This is a genomic window from Aquirufa nivalisilvae (assembly GCF_004307455.1).
Taxonomy (GTDB): domain Bacteria; phylum Bacteroidota; class Bacteroidia; order Cytophagales; family Spirosomataceae; genus Aquirufa; species Aquirufa nivalisilvae.
Genome location: NZ_SEWX01000001.1, coordinates 1 through 15021 on the forward strand (window position 1 = coordinate 1; position 15021 = coordinate 15021).

At 38.2% G+C, this 15021-nt stretch carries 13 protein-coding genes; 2 read left to right on the forward strand and 11 right to left on the reverse strand.

Translation table 11 applies throughout. The annotated features are described in order from the left end of the window. Positions 1–229: 229 nt before the first annotated feature. Complete coding sequence (locus EWU22_RS00005) at positions 230–961, forward strand: RluA family pseudouridine synthase (protein WP_130923912.1); 732 nt, start codon at positions 230–232, stop codon at positions 959–961. Position 962: 1 nt separating this feature from the next. On the opposite strand, the gene EWU22_RS00010 is transcribed toward EWU22_RS00005, so the two are convergent. The 5 genes from EWU22_RS00010 to EWU22_RS00030 form a co-directional block, all read right to left on the reverse strand. Continuing rightward, positions 963–1370: an RrF2 family transcriptional regulator gene (locus EWU22_RS00010; protein ID WP_109324128.1), complete on the reverse strand. Its 408-nt coding sequence runs from the start codon at positions 1368–1370 to the stop codon at positions 963–965. 136 nt (positions 1371–1506) lie between these two features. Further along, positions 1507–1974 (reverse strand): 30S ribosomal protein S7, encoded by a 468-nt coding sequence (rpsG, locus tag EWU22_RS00015; protein WP_109324129.1) that lies wholly within the window; start codon positions 1972–1974, stop codon positions 1507–1509. 72 nt (positions 1975–2046) lie between these two features. Next, on the reverse strand, positions 2047–2451 hold the full coding sequence (gene rpsL / locus EWU22_RS00020; protein ID WP_109324130.1) for a 30S ribosomal protein S12: 405 nt from the start codon (positions 2449–2451) through the stop codon (positions 2047–2049). A 139-nt stretch (positions 2452–2590) separates the two neighbouring features. Continuing rightward, a complete protein-coding gene (uxuA, locus tag EWU22_RS00025; protein ID WP_130923913.1) occupies positions 2591–3781 on the reverse strand; it encodes a mannonate dehydratase in 1191 nt (396 codons plus the stop codon). Positions 3782–4204: 423 nt separating this feature from the next. Further along, positions 4205–5731: a DUF4301 family protein gene (locus tag EWU22_RS00030; RefSeq protein ID WP_231962544.1), complete on the reverse strand. Its 1527-nt coding sequence runs from the start codon at positions 5729–5731 to the stop codon at positions 4205–4207. A 90-nt stretch (positions 5732–5821) separates the two neighbouring features. On the opposite strand from EWU22_RS00030, the gene EWU22_RS00035 reads away from it, so the two are divergent. Next, on the forward strand, positions 5822–7744 hold the full coding sequence (locus EWU22_RS00035) for a RecQ family ATP-dependent DNA helicase (RefSeq protein ID WP_130923914.1): 1923 nt from the start codon (positions 5822–5824) through the stop codon (positions 7742–7744). Here the strand turns inward: EWU22_RS00035 and lon are convergent. The 6 genes from lon to EWU22_RS00065 all read right to left on the reverse strand — a co-directional run bounded on the left by lon (position 7705) and on the right by EWU22_RS00065 (position 15020). After that, positions 7705–10200, reverse strand: coding sequence for an endopeptidase La (lon, locus tag EWU22_RS00040; protein WP_130923915.1), 2496 nt, complete (start codon positions 10198–10200; stop codon positions 7705–7707). The two genes, EWU22_RS00035 and lon, sit on opposite strands and share 40 nt — an antisense overlap. An 89-nt stretch (positions 10201–10289) precedes the next feature. Then, entirely contained in the window at positions 10290–10793 is a 504-nt protein-coding gene (locus tag EWU22_RS00045) for a DUF6702 family protein (protein ID WP_130923916.1), read from the reverse strand. A gap of 3 nt (positions 10794–10796) precedes the next feature. Further along, a complete protein-coding gene (gene rseP / locus EWU22_RS00050) occupies positions 10797–12188 on the reverse strand; it encodes an RIP metalloprotease RseP (RefSeq protein ID WP_130923917.1) in 1392 nt (463 codons plus the stop codon). Positions 12189–12204: 16 nt separating this feature from the next. Next, a complete protein-coding gene (locus tag EWU22_RS00055) occupies positions 12205–13377 on the reverse strand; it encodes a 1-deoxy-D-xylulose-5-phosphate reductoisomerase (protein WP_130923918.1) in 1173 nt (390 codons plus the stop codon). Further along, positions 13371–13994: a rhomboid family intramembrane serine protease gene (locus EWU22_RS00060; protein WP_130923919.1), complete on the reverse strand. Its 624-nt coding sequence runs from the start codon at positions 13992–13994 to the stop codon at positions 13371–13373. Before EWU22_RS00060 ends, EWU22_RS00055 begins: the two co-directional genes overlap by 7 nt. 48 nt (positions 13995–14042) lie before the next feature. Next, positions 14043–15020, reverse strand: a complete 978-nt coding sequence (locus EWU22_RS00065; protein ID WP_130923920.1) for a polyprenyl synthetase family protein — start codon at positions 15018–15020, stop codon at positions 14043–14045. Position 15021 lies beyond the last annotated feature (1 nt).

Sequence of the window (15021 nt, forward strand, 5' to 3'; positions counted from 1 at the left end):
CTTCGAACGACTGCCGTTGTAGTCGCTAAATCGGAGTGCAAAGATGTAGGTTTATTTTCCTTATTCCAAATCATTACACAAAAAAAATTGAGATTTATTACTAATTCGCTGAATATCAAAGAGAAAAAATGTTGATTTTTTTTTGACCATTCAAAAATTAAAAAGGATTTAACAAAATAGTCCTACCTTTGTCATCTCAAGACTGAACCCCTTCAGACCTTGTAGAAGGATTAAAATGAAAGACTACCACATCATATACGAGGACAATCACCTGCTAATTGTTAATAAAAGGGCAGGAATACTTGTCCAAGGAGATAGTACTGGCGACCGTACATTGACGGATGTATTGAAAGATTACATCAAGGAAAAATACCAAAAACCAGGTGCTGTATTCTTGCATCCTGTACACCGTTTAGACCGCCCTGTAAGTGGTTTGGTGGTATTTGCTCGAACTTCCAAGGCTTTGGAACGCATGATGGAGCTATTCCGCAAAAGGGAAATCCAAAAAACCTATTGGGCTGTTACCCGTAGAAAACCCGATCCTACTAAAGGTAAGCTAACACATTGGCTAGTAAAAAATGAAGCCAAAAATACCACTACGGCCTATGATTACCCAGAAGATAAAGCACTAAAAGCCGAATTAAACTATAAATTACTAGGAAAGATTAATTTGCATTATTTGATTGAAGTAGAACCAATTACCGGTAGACCTCATCAAATTCGAGTACAACTCGCCACATTGGGCTGCCCTATTCGTGGAGATCTTAAATATGGATACGACCGTCCAAACCCAGATGGAAGCATTAACCTGCATGCCCGTCGATTATATTTCATTCACCCCATCAAGAAGACTCCGATCATCTGCAAAGCAGCTGTTCCCAACAATCCATTCTGGGAGGAATTCCTTGAACTAGATACCGAAGAGGTGAAAGAGAAAAACTTAGATCACTTATACGAGTAGACTAGATTAGCTCCTCTAAAGTAGTTTTTTCCAATACAGATAAATTGGCATCACGCCATTTAGCCAATACCGAACGTAACTTACACGTTTCCTCATTGGCACAATCGTCGCATTTGCCATAAAAATGCAAGGAAACACAAAGAGCCGGAGCAATTGGCCCATCCACAATACGAATGATTTTAGCAAAGGTCACCTGACTAGGCGGAATACGTAGGTAATAACCTCCCCCTTTGCCTTTTTGACTTTGAAGAATACCATGATTCCTTAACTCCAATAGAATGGCTTCTAAAAACTTTTTAGGAATGTTCTCTGATTCTGCAATGTGAGAGATCAACAAAGGGCCTTTTTCATAAGCCTGAGCTAACACTTTCAACGCCTTCAAAGCATACTTTGCCTTCTTAGAAATCATTTGTCAATGGGTATTAAATTGGAACTGACCAAAGCTAAACATTTTATCAAGATTTGCCAAATTCTCCAATTGTGATAAAAATCAGCTCAAATAAAAAAGGCCAACCTTTCGGTTGGCCCTTCCAAAAATTCATTTATTAAAAACGGAAGTGTGAGAACGCTTTGTTCGCTTCCGCCATACGGTGTGTATCATCCTTCTTCTTCACAGCAGCTCCCTCACCTTTTGATGCAGCAATGATTTCATTCGCTAAGCGATCCATCATTGTTTTGTCACCTCTTTTCCTTGCATAACCAATCAACCACTTCATTCCTAACGCAACTTTACGTTCAGCTCGCACTTCCGTTGGAACCTGGAAGTTAGCTCCACCTACACGGCGGCTCTTTACTTCTACAGATGGCATTACATTGTTTAATGCTTTTTTCCAAGTTTCTAATCCATTCTCCTTAGTACGCTCTTCTACTTTATCTAAAGCATCGTAAAAAATAGTGAATGCCACTGATTTTTTACCGTCATACATCAAGTTGTTTACAAACTTAGTTACTAATACATCCCTAAATTTAGGGTCTGGCAATAAATAGCGCTTTTTTGGTTTCGCCTTTCTCATGGTGTTAATGTTTAATGTCGACCCAACCTTCTGCCTTCACCGAGGCATACTGGATCTTTGTGTTAAAAAATGTTACTTCTTCTTAGCTGGAGCTGCTGCTTGCCCTGGTTTAGGACGCTTGGCACCATACTTAGAACGAGATTGTAAACGACCAGATACACCGGCTGTGTCCAATGCTCCACGAATGATGTGATAACGTACACCTGGTAAGTCTTTCACACGACCACCACGGATCAATACGATCGAGTGCTCTTGCAAATTGTGACCCTCACCTGGAATGTAGGCATTCACCTCTTTCTGGTTGGTTAAACGAACACGAGCTACCTTACGCATAGCTGAGTTTGGTTTCTTTGGAGTAGTTGTGTACACACGTGTACAAACTCCTCTTCTTTGTGGACAAGAATCCAAAGCAGGTGACTTAGATTTCCAAGTCATTTGCTCACGGCCCTTGCGCACTAATTGCTGAATAGTTGGCATTTTAAATAATTACCGTTTAAATTTTAAATCTTTTTTATCCCCTTAAATAGCTTAAACTCATTTGGATAGAGTAATGCCATAGTAACGGGGGTGCAAAGTTAGCAATTAGAAATAGAATTCAAAACATCATTTTGGAATTTTATTTCAAAAATCCTTCGATTCCCAATTCTAGTCCTCTCAGTTCTGCTAATCCTCTTAATCGACCAATAGCAGTATAGCCTGGATTGGTCTTTTTTCCTATTTGCAAATCATCCAACATTTTATGTCCGTGATCTGGTCTAAATGGCATTCTAACATCTTTTCGCCCTTGTTCAATTCGACTTTTTTGCTCCAGCACCAAGGCTTTCATTACACCAAACATATCCACATCTCCATCTAAATGGTCCGCTTCATAGAAGTTGCCATATTCATCACGACGAGTTGCTCGCAAATGGATAAAATTAATACGATCTCCCAATCGCTCCACCATACCTACCAAATCATTATCTCCTCGTACTCCATAGCTGCCTGTACAGAAGCATAAGCCGTTATTAGGACTTTCATAAGCCGCCAATAATTGTTTAGCATCAGATTCTGTGCTAACAACACGTGGCAAACCCAAAATTGGATAAGGAGGATCATCAGGATGTATGGATAGATTTACTCCTGCTTCTTCAGCTACTGGTGTAATTTCTCGAATAAATTCATACAAATGCTCCCTTAACTCTGCCTCACCTACATGTGCATAAGTATCTAAGGCCTCCTGAAATGAAACTAAAGTGAAACTTTCTTCACTTCCTGGTAATCCAGCTATAACATTACGAATCAACTTCTCTCTTTGAGAAGTGCTGGACTGGTCAAACCAAGTTTTGGCTCTTTGGATTTGATCTGAACTATAATGGTTTTCAGCACCGTGTCTTTTCAATAAAAACAATTCGAAGGCTGCAAATTCAGCCGCATCAAATCGCAAAGCCCTTGAACCATCAGGCAATTCAAAATCTAAATCAGTTCTTGTCCAATCCAAAATAGGCATGAAATTATAACAAACCGTATCCAAACCCGCTTTGGATAAATTGCGAATCGACTGCTTATAATTTTCTATGTATTTTTTAAAGTCGCCCGAACGAGTTTTGATATCCTCATGTACCGGAATGCTTTCAATAACCGACCATGTTAGCCCTGCTGCTTCTATGATTTGCTTCCTTTCTAAAATATCTTCCAAATCCCAAACTACTCCATTGGGGATTTGATGCAATGCATTCACGATGCCTGTTGCACCTGCTTGTCGGACATCCGACAAGCTTACTGGATCATTCGGTCCGAACCAACGCCAAGTTTGTTCTAATGCCATAGTATATTAATTCTGTTTCTAAATCTTTGAACTTCTACTTAATTGGATTACACTTAGTAAGCATAAAACGATTGGTCCCAAATGCCTTACTGCCCAATGCGATTCTCTTAAATTGGCCTAATTCAATTGGTCTAATCTAACTCGCTTAGATTTGTCAACTTTTTGAAAGTTGACAAATCTGAGTTGACAAATCTGGTTGACTCTAATTAACTAAGTAACTTCCAACTAGAGCACAAAATTAGCCTTTCCTACTCAAAATCTGATGAAAAACTTGATTATTTTGACCAAGTTTTTGGACAAAAAAAACCTTGCCTGGACGCCAAGCAAGGTTTTTGTAATCAAGCATTTATATACTTTCTTTAATATCGATCGCTTTCAAAGGGCGCAAAATTAAAGCCTTTTTAATCAGGAACAAAACGTAGCCTAATTTTGATGTGCTGGCCTCAATAAATCATTCACCGTTTTTACTGGATTAAAAGTGTCCAATGGAACCTCCACAAATATGGTATTCCAATTGGCCATAGCCCCATTCCATAATCCAGGTAATTCTTGCGCTTTTAACTTCTTTCCATCCTTTGTTTTCTCCGTGATAAATCCTGTGCTCATGTCGCGGTATTGAAGCAAATCAAACGATTTGCCTTCAACATCTTTAGTGGCACAAACCAAATCCACTGGGTTAAAGTGAGTAGAGTCCGTAAAAATCGCTTTTTGCAATTCATTAGACATATCCACTTGTGCGGATTCAACCAATTGCAAAGTGCTATTCCCCTCTTGATCTTTGCACCAAAATGGTCCTCCTCCTGGTTCTCCTGTATTTTTTACCACTCCACAAATACGGGTAGGGCGATTAAGAATCTTCTTGAACAAGGCAACCTTCTCCTCTTGTGAATGCTCAACCCAAGCTTTTCCTGGCTGAATGCCTAAATATTTACTAGAAAATTCTTGCATTTCCTCCAGCGTCGCAGCACTAATTTCTCCTTTCAAAACACGAGCATACGCTTTGATCTTATCCAAGATCTCCACCAATAATCCTCCTAAAGCCTTCTTATATACTATGGTGCTATCTTTTAATTTATCTGGAACCACGTTATCTATGTTCTTAATAAAGATCAAATCTGCATCCAAATCATTTAAATTCTCTAATAAAGCCCCATGTCCAGCTGGTCGAAATAACATTGACCCATCCGCCTCACGAAATAAATTATTATCCATATCTACCGCAACCGTATCGGTGCTAGGTTTTTGTTCCGAAAAACTAATATGAAATTTCACTTGATACTTTTTCTCCAATTTGGGTAGAACTTGATTTACTAAGGCATCAAATCTTGAACGATGCTCTGGAGAAACCGTAAAATGCAAATACGCATCTTTCCCATCCGAAGCATACTCAACAGCTTCCACCAAGTGTTCTTCTAAGGGAGTTCTTACTCCATCTTCATAATAATGAAATGACAATAACCCTTTTGGTAAGGACCCATAGTCTAAACCCTTACTTAGCAACAAATTTTCCAATATTTCTTGCTCCGTTGACCACTCTGGCAACAATTTCTTTAATTCTGGAGCAAAAGCAAATTCACTTAGTCGATCAAAAAATGCCAAAGATTCTTTATTAGGTTTCGATTCAGACAAATGCTCGAAAAGTGATTTAAACATACGAGTTGCTGCACCTGAAGCTGGTACCATTTTCAAAATGGATAAAGTCTTTTTAGCTTCTTCAAACCTTTTAACGTAACGATCTACATCCTCCTCTGACAAATGAATAATTCCATTACCTATACTGGCAGCTCGATCTAAATGCATCCAAGGGAATCCTTGCTTAAAATAATCAACTTGTTGATTTACTTCATGCTCACTAATACCTCTTTTGCTTAATTGTATTTTGTCCTTTTCTGTCAACATACGTACATATTTATTTCTAAATTTAATTGGAATCGTATAAAATTTCACCATAAAGAGCTCATTAATTCTATTCGTTCCTTAAATTTTCTCCACTTTACGCATGAACTCCTTGCTTAATTTTTTGGTAGCTTTGAATTAGCTATGCAGGATATTCACGCCATTCTTAAAAAATATTGGAATTACGACTCTTTTCGTCCACTTCAAAAAGAGATCATCCATTCCATATTGGATAAAAAAGACACATTGGCTTTATTGCCTACCGGTGGAGGTAAATCCATTTGCTTTCAAGTTCCTGCTATGGCCATGGATGGCATATGCATCGTTATTTCTCCTTTGATCGCATTAATGCAAGATCAAGTAAGCCAATTGAAACAACGAAATATTGCAGCAGAAGCCCTCTATTCTGGCATGCATCCAAGACAAATCGATATACTACTTGATAATTGTATATATGGGAATATCAAGTTTTTATATGTTTCACCAGAAAGACTAAAAACCGAGTTATTTCTGGAAAGAGCTAAGCAAATGAATATTTCGCTCATCGCAGTAGATGAAGCACATTGTATATCTCAATGGGGATATGATTTTCGCCCATCCTATTTGGAAATTCTAACTTTCAAAAACTTATTCCCCAATACTCCTTGCATGGCTTTAACTGCTAGTGCAAATCCAGAAGTCAAAGCTGACATCCTCCAAAAGCTGGAGTTCAAAAAGCCACAGATCTTCCAGAAGAGCTTCAGTCGGGCTAACCTTTCTTATTCTGTTCTCTGGGAAGAAAATAAAGAAAAAAAACTAATCCAAATGCTTCAACGCGTTCCAGGATCATCCATTATTTATGTTCGAAATAGAAAAAAGACCCAGCAAATCTCTGACCTAATCCTCCAACACGGCATCTCCACTACCTTTTATCATGCTGGCCTTGACCCAAAGGAAAGAAATTCCAGACAAAAAGCATGGATTGAGGGTAAAATTCAGACCATTGTAGCCACCAATGCCTTTGGAATGGGGATTGATAAAGCTGATGTTCGCTTGGTTGTCCACTTAGATTTGCCAGATTCATTAGAAGCTTATTATCAGGAGGCTGGTCGGGCTGGTCGGGATGAAAAGAAAGCCTATGCTGCTATTTTGGTAGAAGAAAAAGATATCATTGAACTAAATCCCCAATGGGCTAAATCCTATCCTGAGGCAGAAGTGCTAAAGAAAGTCTACCAAGCTATCAGTAATTATTTACAAATCCCTGAAGGTAGTGGAGAACTCATGCACTATGATTTTGAATGGTCTGAAATGGCCAATCGATTCAAGCTCCCTACATCAGAAACATTTTTTGCCCTAAAAATACTGGAAAATGAAGGCTTAATTTTATTGAACGATGCCTACCAAAATCCCTCCAAAATTAAATTCAGTGTCTCAGCCACAGAATTATACGATTTCCAAATTCGCAATGAACGTTTTGAATCATTTATCAAATGTCTTTTACGCATGTTTGGAGGAAATCTCTACCAACAATTTGTCCCTGTTTCAGAAGGAGCTATTGCACAACAATTCAAAGCTCCAATTGCAGAAGTAGAACGTAGCTTAGCCTTACTTGAAAAATTTGAAATTTTGGATTACGACAAGCAAAATGGATTACCCAAACTAACGCTACTCAGCCCGAGAGCCTCCGCATCTCAATTACCTATTGACTGGACTTCATATCACCAAAAGAAAGACCGCAGCCAGACCAAAATTAAGGCAGTCGAACATTATGTTCGAGATAAAAAAATATGCCGAACCCGTTTGCTCGTTGCCTATTTTGGAGAAAGTTTGGATAAAAAATGTGGAATCTGTGATACTTGTATTGCACAAAAAAAGGCCTCCACGGGGAAGGCCTATCCTGAAAGTCATGAAAGTGAACGTAAACTAATCTTACATTACCTCCAACATGGTTCTTTAAGCTTACAAACGCTAGTCGATTGCCTCCGCCCTCTTTCCAAAGATGAAGCCATTCGCATCATTCAATATGCGTTGGATATCGGTGAAATCACCTATACCGCCACAGACGAATTAGGCTTAGCCTCATCCTGAAGTACAAAATTCACCGGGTTTTTTACTTTCTCATGTAATAAGGCCAAAGTCAATACCTCCATGGCATTCTCTACATAATAGAAATTTAGATCCGTAATATACCTCGGTTCAATCTCTTCAATATCTTTTTTATTCTTATGGCACAAGATAATTTCCTTAATGCCAGCACGCTTAGCAGCTAATATCTTTTCTTTAATTCCACCCACAGGAAGTACTTTCCCACGTAAAGTTATTTCACCTGTCATAGCCAAATTTGGCTTCACTCTCCTTTGTGTTAAAGCCGAAGCTATGGCAGTTAACATTGTTATTCCCGCCGAAGGTCCGTCTTTAGGAACTGCACCAGCTGGTACGTGTATATGCAAATTATACTGGTCAAAAATTCGATAATCGATTTCCAATAAATCGGCATGTGCTTTCAAAAAACTCAATGCAGCCATGGCTGATTCCTTCATCACATCTCCCAATTGACCCGATAAAGTCAATTGACCTTTACCGCGATTCAATAATGTTTCAATGAATAAAATATCTCCCCCAACCGGTGTCCAAGCTAAACCTGTCACGACACCTGCATACTCATTACTTTCATAAGAATCGTTTTCAAAATTTTCTTGGCCCAACAATCGAACGACATCTGTTGCTTGTAGTTTATGAGGATATTCTTCTCCTATGGCGATGGATTTAGTGATTTTACGCACTACTTTCCCCAGTTCTTGCTCTAATTTTCTAACTCCTGATTCACGGGTGTAGCCCTCTACTACTTTCTGGATTGCAGCATCAGTCATGCTAAAATCAGCCTTATCTAGACCATGCTCTTTCTTTTGCTTCGGCAACAAATGCTTTTTCGCAATTTGTACCTTTTCCTCCATGGTATAACCACTTACTTCAATGATCTCCATACGATCACGCAAGGCAGGGTGAATCGTATCAAGGTTATTGGCAGTAGCAATGAACATCACTCGAGATAAATCAAACTCTACCTCCAAGTAATTATCCATAAAACTATTATTTTGTTCTGGATCCAATACTTCCAATAATGCAGATGATGGGTCACCACGATGGTCAGACCCTACTTTATCTATTTCATCTAATATGAAAACTGGATTGGAAGAACCTGACTTCTTTATATTTTGAATGACCTTTCCTGGCATGGCGCCTATGTAGGTTTTTCTATGACCCCGAATTTCCGCCTCGTCACGTAAACCACCTAAGGCCATTCGAACATACTTTCTACCTAAAGCCTTGGCAACGCTTTTTCCCAACGAAGTCTTTCCTACTCCAGGAGGGCCGTATAAGCATAAAATAGGAGCTTTCATATCTCCCTTCATTTTCAATACTGCCAGGTATTCAATGATTCTCTCTTTGACTTTTTCCAATCCAAAGTGATCCGCATCCAGTATTTTTTTAGCCTTAATCAAATCAAAATGATCTTTGGTGTACTCAGACCAAGGTAAATCAACCAACAGTTCCACAAAATTCATCAACATCGGATATTCACCCGACATAGCATTGGTTCTTTGGAGCTTAGATAATTCTTTCAAGAAAAAATCATTGACTTCTTTCGACCATTTTTTCTTAGCCCCTTTAGCTCTAAGTCCATCTAATTCTTGCTCTGGACTCTCTACCCCTAACTCCTCTTGCAATACTTTGATTTGCTGGCGAATGTAATAGTCGCGCTGTTGCTGATCAATATCACTGCTTGCTTTACTTTGTATCTCACGCTTTAACTCCAAATGCTGAATTTCCTTCATCATGTATTCCAATAGATGAGTAGCTTGCTCTATCCCATCCAAGGTCTCTAATAATTCTTGTTTATCCTTTAATTCCGCATTAATGTTGGAGGAAAGAAAATGCACTAAAAAAGCAGACGAATCAATATTATCCAATGCAATCTGAGCCTCTCGTGGAATCTCAGGATTCAAATTCAATATTTTAAGCGCTGATTCTTTTAAAGTTGATACCAGCGCCTTGTTTTCTTTATTTAACTTCTTAGGGAAATTATCCTCCAAATAATTCACTTTCGCAATTAAGTTCGGATCCGTTTTAATGAACTCCCTTACCTCAAAACGCTTCCGTCCTTGAACAATAATGGTCGTGTTTCCTCCTGGCAAAACAAACATCTTAACGATGTGTGCCACGGTTCCCACTTTATATAAATCATCTGGTTGAGGCTCTTCTTTCGAATTATTAGCTTGTACTAATACCCCGATGGTACGATCTCCTTTGTAAGCTTTTTTGACTAATCGAACGGATTTCTGGCGACTTACTGTAATGGGAATCACCATACCTGGAAATAAAACGATATTACGAATTGGTAGAATGGGTAGTTCATCTGACAAAACGCTCATTTTGTCATTGTTTTCCAAGCCTTCTGCTCCAATAGGAATCAACTCAATATTTTCGAAATCGGAAATGTCCGATAGGCTCAAATGCTTAAAAAGGTCATTTGGATTATTCATACACACATTTATTTAATCTTACCCTCCAATCTTGAAAGACGTACGGAGCTTAAACAAATTTCATGCCACAAGACAAGATGGCAGAAAATTTACCAAACTATCTGATGGAGAACTTGATTTTTTTGAAATAAAAACGATTTCTTTTTTTCTCCTCTAGCGCAATGTAGCAAATTTGTTTGGTCAGGGAATTGTTCCACCAAAAGATCATTCATAACAAAAACTCCAGCTAAATCCTGTTCCGATGGTATTTCTACATATACCCAAATTACATCTGGATTTGGCTCCCAACCAATCCAACGATAAGGCGTAATTAATTGCTTATTTACCTGAAATCCAAAATGCTTTCGAATATAGGGTTCTAACAACTCATCAAGGTTTGAAGCTTTTTCAATACTCACCTTTTTGCCATGAAAGCTACTGAGTCCCTGCTCTAAATCATCTTGAAATAAGCGAATAGCTATTTCCCACGACTTTTCCTTTTCATTATACACACATTCAGTCACACTGGTATGAAATGGATGCCGCTCCTTTCTTCCTATACTTTCAACAGATAAGAATAAGAAAAGTAGAATGAAAAAAAGCTGTTTTCTCAATGTTTAAAAGAAAGACTTAAAAATATCGTTACCAAAAGTATAAGCCATTAATCCTAACAACAAAATCATACCGATTTGCTGAGCACGTTCCATCACCTTATCTGACGCTGGTTTTCCTGTAATTATTTCATAAATCAAGAAAATAGCATGTCCGCCATCTAAGGCAGGAATTGGCAACACATTAAAGAAGGCTAAGGCCATGGATAACAAACCAGTTAACATCCAGAATCTTGTCCAATCCCAAACACCACCAAACATTTGTGCAATCCCAATAGGGCCACTTAATGCTTTAGAGGCAGAGACATCTCCTGTTGCAATTTTCTTGAATCCACGAACATTATCTGTAATAACTGAAAATGCGCGCTTAGAACCAATTCCAACAGATTGCCCAAAACTGTAATCTTCATGCGACATTTTCATTAAAATATCTGCTTGAAAACCAATTTGTCCTGATTTAGCTACCACCATATCCAACGTATCAGCTTTTCCATTACGAAGAATGGCTAAACGAATAGGTTTACCTGCTTCTTTACTTAATACTTCGCGAATCTCGTGGTAAAAATTAATCGGAGTTTGATTGACCGCCGTAATGTAATCTCCTGCTTTTAAACCTGCAGATAAAGCAGGTAACATCTCTTCAGATTCTTTACCTAACCATTTATCCAATAAACTTGGAGGATTAGGTGCCGTCACATCCAAGACCTTAAACTTTGTCATGGGCTCAATAAAAGCCGACTTTTTATCACTCAATTGACCAATAAAATTGGCTGGAATTTGAATATTTACTTCTTTTCCATCACGTAAAACAGTGTAATACGAATTATCTCCTAATAACACATCCGACGAACGCAAATCTGATAATTGCTTGTAGTCGGCACCATTCACCTTGATAATTTTATCACCCGTTTTTAGTCCTATATGTTTTCCTAAATCCAGAGCAACAATTCCATTTTTATTTAATTCCTCTTTGGAAATATAATTATTGCCATTGGAATAAGTCAATGAAATGAAAATAACAACACCTGTGATGACATTCACAATTACACCCCCCAACATCACGATCAAACGTTGCCAAGCGGGTTTAGCTCTAAATTCCCAAGGCTCAGGATCTTTGGCTAAGGTGGCTGCATCCTGCGTTTCATCAATCATTCCCGCTATAGATACGTATCCACCTAATGGAAACCAACCTAACCCATATTCAGTATCTCCAATTTTCTTCTTGAATAAAGCAAAGTTTAATAAGGAGGGAATCGGGAAAAGAAAATCAAAAAATAGATAAAATTTTTCGACACGCATTTTAAACCATTTCGCTGTAATGAAATGACCAAACTCGTGCAATGTTACTAAAATGGACAATCCTAAAATCAATTGCCCCGCCATAATCAAACCTTCCATAATCTTGCTTTAATTGCTATTTACTATTGTTTACCACCCATTGGGTAGCTAATTCTCTACTTAATTGATCACTTTGAACGTAGTCTTCTAATGTCGGATTCTCCAAAAAAGTTCCACGTTCCATGGTTTCGGAAATTAAATCAGACATTTCCAAGAAGCCAATTTTATCTGCTAAAAATGCTGTCACGGCTATTTCATTGGCTGCATTCAATATACAAGGCATATTACCTCCTTTGTCTAAAGCCTCAAATGCTAATCCTAAATTCCTAAAAGTAGCCATATCTGGTTCTTCAAATGTCAAATTAGGATAAGCGGCAAAATTGAATCGAGGAAAATCTACTTCCAATCTATTGGGGTAAGCTAAGGCAAATTGAATCGGTAATTTCATATCGGGTAAACCCAGTTGCGCCTTAATCGATCCATCTTGAAACTGAACTAATGAATGTACGATGGATTGTGGGTGAACAACCACATCAATCTGGCTTGCTTTTACTTGAAACAACCAAGCAGCTTCTATGACCTCCAAACCTTTATTCATCAAACTGGCTGAATCTATGGTTATCTTAGCTCCCATCGTCCAATTAGGGTGCTTTAAAGCTTGTTCCCTTGTTACTTTAGCTAATTGCTCCCTTTTCCAAGACCGAAATGGTCCACCTGAAGCTGTTAAAATGACTTTTTCAATGGGATTGTGAGATTCTCCCATCAAGCATTGAAATATGGCCGAATGTTCTGAATCAACAGGTAAAATAGGTACGCCCATCTTGGCAGCTAGAGGCATAATCAATGCTCCTGCCACCACTAAAGTTTCCTTATTAGCTAATGCAATTGGCTTTTTTGCTTCAATAGCACGAACTGTAGGCAATAAACCTGCGTAACCTACCAGTGCTGTCAACACCACATCTACCTCGTCCAAACATACCACATATTCCAAACTTTTGGCTCCTGCATGTACTTCTATGGGTAAATGCGCCAATGCCTGCTTAACATGAGCATATTGACTTTCATCACCAATAACTACATGAAAGGGTAAAAACTCTAAGGCTTGTTGAATCAATAAAACGGCATTCGACTGAGCTGTCAACACAGCTACTTTAAACTGCTGAGGATGCAATGAAATTACTTCCAAGGTTTGAGTCCCGATGGAACCCGTGGAACCTAAAATGGCAATATGTTTTTGTGCTACTACCAAAGCATAGCTTTTACTTGTTCAACAAATGTCAACCAGACCTTTGGATACAACAAAGTCACAAAAACTAATCCATATAATCCTCCATATAAATGGGCTGAGTGATTCACATAATCTCTGCCTCTACGATCCATGGCAATGGAATACCAAGTAAACAATCCAGCATAGATAAAACCAGGAATTCCAAGAATACCAAATAAGTAGATTTTCTCCGTAGGGAAAAATAGTATCCCAGCAAAAATTACAGCTGAAACAGCCCCAGATGCCCCTAATGAATTAAAATAAGGATTTTTTCTTTGCTTAAAAAAAGTAGGTAAATCTGCTGCTACAATCGCTGTGACATAAAAAATGGCAAACAATAATTGCCCTATTTCAGGAAACAAAACCGTAAAGATGTTTTCTAGCTGTAAGCCAAAGAAAAAGAAGGAAAACAAATTGAAAAACAAATGTGTAAAATCAGCATGTATAAATCCCGAAGTAATAAACCGCCAATATTCTTTCCTACGGTTTATTTTATAAGGATTCATCGTCATCTTATCCATAAGTGTCGGCTTTTGCCAACACAATAAAGACACCAAGACGGTAATGATAATGATGATAAAACTAATTGAATCCCCCATAAAACAAAAAGCTTCGTGATGAAGCTATATAATTGCCACAAAACTACACTAAACTTCCCGATCAACCAACCCCGCCATAAATCTCAACAAGGTATTTTTCTTTTCTTGTGGCAAATTCAATGCTTCCATACCAGCAAAAGCTCGATCAAAATACGATTGAATTTGCATTTCTACTTCTTCTCTCAGACCTAACTGAGTATATATCTCGGTAACAGCTTTAACTTTTTCTGTAGCATTAAACTGTTTTTGATTAAGCCAATAACTTAATTTTTGCTGCGTTTCTCCTTTGGCTAATTCCAAAGAACGAATCAATAAGTAGGTTTTTTTATTGGCCAAAATATCCCCACCCACTTGCTTTCCAAATTTCTCTGGATCACCATATACATCCAATAAATCATCTTTCAATTGAAACCCAAGACCCACAAACTCTCCAATTTGATACAATTGATTCGCTATATCTAACTCTACTTGAGCCAATAAACCTCCCATTTCCATGGAAAATCCTACTAAAACGGAGGTCTTTAATCGGATCATTTCAATATACTCAGCAAGTTGAACATCGTTCCGTTCCTCAAAATTCATATCCCATTGCTGTCCTTCACATACTTCAGCTGCCGTCCTACTAAAACGTTCCAACAAATGTTGAAATTGAACCAGACTTAGTCCTTCAATTTGGTTCAAAAACTGATATGCTTCCACCAGCATCACATCACCTGAAAGGATTGCAATATTGTCATTCCATTTTTCATGAACCGTTTGCTTTCCTCTTCTCAAAGGTGCTTTGTCCATGATATCATCATGCATCAAAGTGAAATTATGAAATACTTCGATGGATAAGGCTGGTTTTACTTGCGATTTCCAATCATCCCGAAATAATGAATATGCCATCAAACACATCACAGGACGAATACGCTTTCCACCTAAAGCCATGAGATATTGAATAGGCTCATACAATTCCACAGGTTGCTTACCCTGCTCCATGCGTGCTATTTCAATTTCTAAGACTTGTAAAAATTCTTTTGTCATA

Excerpts from the sequence above, each read along its gene's own strand:
- EWU22_RS00010 (WP_109324128.1), bottom strand. The coding sequence starts at position 1,370 with ATGATTTCTAAGAAGGCAAAGTATGCTTTGAAGGCGTTGAAAGTGTTA.
- rpsG (WP_109324129.1), bottom strand. The coding sequence starts at position 1,974 with ATGAGAAAGGCGAAACCAAAAAAGCGCTATTTATTGCCAGACCCTAAA.
- rpsL (WP_109324130.1), bottom strand. The coding sequence starts at position 2,451 with ATGCCAACTATTCAGCAATTAGTGCGCAAGGGCCGTGAGCAAATGACT.
- uxuA (WP_130923913.1), bottom strand. The coding sequence starts at position 3,781 with ATGGCATTAGAACAAACTTGGCGTTGGTTCGGACCGAATGATCCAGTA.
- EWU22_RS00030 (WP_231962544.1), bottom strand. The coding sequence starts at position 5,731 with ATGGTGAAATTTTATACGATTCCAATTAAATTTAGAAATAAATATGTA.
- EWU22_RS00035 (WP_130923914.1), top strand. The coding sequence starts at position 5,822 with ATGCAGGATATTCACGCCATTCTTAAAAAATATTGGAATTACGACTCT.
- lon (WP_130923915.1), bottom strand. The coding sequence starts at position 10,200 with ATGAATAATCCAAATGACCTTTTTAAGCATTTGAGCCTATCGGACATT.
- rseP (WP_130923917.1), bottom strand. The coding sequence starts at position 12,188 with ATGGAAGGTTTGATTATGGCGGGGCAATTGATTTTAGGATTGTCCATT.
- EWU22_RS00060 (WP_130923919.1), bottom strand. The coding sequence starts at position 13,994 with ATGGGGGATTCAATTAGTTTTATCATCATTATCATTACCGTCTTGGTG.
- EWU22_RS00065 (WP_130923920.1), bottom strand. The coding sequence starts at position 15,020 with ATGACAAAAGAATTTTTACAAGTCTTAGAAATTGAAATAGCACGCATG.